General features: G+C 66.9%; 2 protein-coding genes. Both read right to left on the reverse strand.

All coding sequences use genetic code 11. From position 1 onward, the window contains the following. Positions 1 to 463: ribbon-helix-helix protein, CopG family (locus tag APY03_RS06045; protein ID WP_005304534.1), on the reverse strand; the 463-nt coding region annotated here is incomplete at its 3' end. Continuing rightward, positions 460 to 2,096: conjugal transfer protein TraG (locus tag APY03_RS06050; protein WP_232324168.1), on the reverse strand; the 1,637-nt coding region annotated here is incomplete at its 5' end. The genes APY03_RS06050 and APY03_RS06045, both read right to left, overlap by 4 nt.

Raw genomic sequence — 2,096 nt, forward strand, 5'->3', positions numbered from 1 at the left:
ATGACGCACGCTCCTGCGCTTGCGCGGCTGCCGCCGCGTCTTCCATCCGCATTGGGTCGGGATGCAGTTCCTCCACCACGTCGCGCACCAGGCTGCGCCCGCGCAGCAGGTGCCGACCCAACTGTTCAACGAACTGCTCGAAGCGAGCTTTGCCCTGGGCGCGGGCGGCCTCTTGGTGCGCCTCGGGGACTGGCGCGCTGACCGTGAGGTAGTAGCGAATGAACAGCGCCAGCGTTTCGATCTGGATGTTCTGGTCGCGCTCCATACGCTCGGCCTGGCGCGACAGGCGATCCAGCCGCTTGGCGATAGCCGCTTCGCGCTGGTCGGCGGCATCGGGCGACAGCCACGATGCGAGCGCCGCCGCGACGATGGACGACTTGGACACGCCTTTCTTGGCGGCCAGCTCGTCCAGGCGCTTGGCGTGCTCCGGCTGGATAAAGAGATTCAGGCGATATTGGCTCATAGCTCGATTCCGTCGTTGGGGTCGAGGGAAGCCAGCCGGGCCGTGCGCTGCATGGCTGGATCGAACTGGCGAGGAAGGGGAAGCGGCAGGTCGTCGTCGTCATCGAGCAGCCCAAGGTCGGCCGCAGGCGCGGCAAGCTCGGGGTCGTAGGCGACGGTTTCGGAGAGTTCGGGCTGACGGCGTGGGCCACCGTCATCGGCGGAACCCAGGCCATCAGCGGATGCCGCGGCGGGTGCGGTGGGCACGGCGGGAATCGCCAACCCGCTCCAGTCGTCGGGCCGCAATGGCGGCGCGTCGGCGTACTGCCCATCCGCCAGCGCGGGCGGTGGCAGCACGCGACGCTTGAAATTGGCGTCCGCGTAGTAGCGCAGCTTCTTGGCCTTGATCGGTGCCACGCTGGACACCATCACCACGGCCTCGTCAGGTGGAAGCTGCATGACTTCGCCCGGCGTCAGCAGCGGGCGCGCGGTTTCCTGGCGCGACACCATCAGGTGGTCTAGCCACGGCGCGAGCCGGTGGCCGGCATAGTTGCGCTGCGCGCGCAGCTCGGTGGCCGTGCCCAGCGTCTCGGAAATCCGCTTGGCGGTGCGCTCGTCGTTCGTGGCGAACGTCACGCGCACATGGCAGTTGTCGAGGATGGAGTGGTTTTGCCCATACGCCTTGTCGATCTGGTTGAGCGACTGCGCGATGAGGAAGCTGCGGATGCCGTAGCCCGCCATGAAGGCCAGCGCCGTCTCGAAGAAGTCCAGGCGCCCCAGCGCCGGGAACTCGTCGAGCATCAACAGCAGCTTGTGGCGGCGCGCGATGCCATCGGAACCGTCGAGCGATTCGGTGAGCCGCCGCCCGATCTGGTTGAGGATCAGGCGAATGAGGGGCTTCGTCCGCGAAATGTCCGAAGGCGGCACCACCAGATACAGCGACACCGGATGTTCCGCAGCGATCAGGTCGGCGATGCGCCAGTCGCAGCGCGAGGTGACTTCGGCCACCGTGGGATCGCGGTAAAGGCCGAGGAACGACATGGCCGTGGACAGCACGCCCGAGCGTTCGTTGTCGCTCTTGTTGAGGACTTCACGCGCCGCCGATGCGACGACCGGATGCGGCCCGTCGCCGAGGTGCGGCGTGGTCATCATCCGGTGCAAGGTCAGCTCGAACGGGCTGGCCGGATCGGAGAGAAAGTTGGCGACGCCGCGCAGCGTCTTGTCCTCGCCGGCGTAGAGCACATGCAGGATGGCCCCGACCAGCAGCGCGTGCGAGGTCTTTTCCCAATGGTTTCGCTTCTCCAACGCGCCTTCGGGATCGACCAGAATGTCCGCGATGTTCTGCACGTCGCGCACTTCATGCGCGCCACGCCGCACCTCCAGCAGCGGGTTGTATGCCGCCGACTTCGCATCGGTCGGGTTGAACAGAAGGCAATGGCTGAATCGGCTGCGCCAGCCGGCGGTGATCTGCCAGTTCTCGCCCTTGATGTCATGGATGACGGCCGAGGCCGGCCAGGACAGCAGCGTCGGCACCACCAGGCCGACACCTTTGCCCGAGCGCGTGGGCGCGAAGGTCAGGACGTGTTCCGGGCCTTCGTGACGCAGGTACTGGCGATCGTGCTGGCCGAGGAACACGCCGGCCGGCTGTGTGAGGC

Origin of the sequence: Variovorax sp. WDL1 (genome assembly GCF_001541225.1) — a bacterium.
In the GTDB taxonomy this organism is placed as follows: domain Bacteria; phylum Pseudomonadota; class Gammaproteobacteria; order Burkholderiales; family Burkholderiaceae_C; genus Variovorax.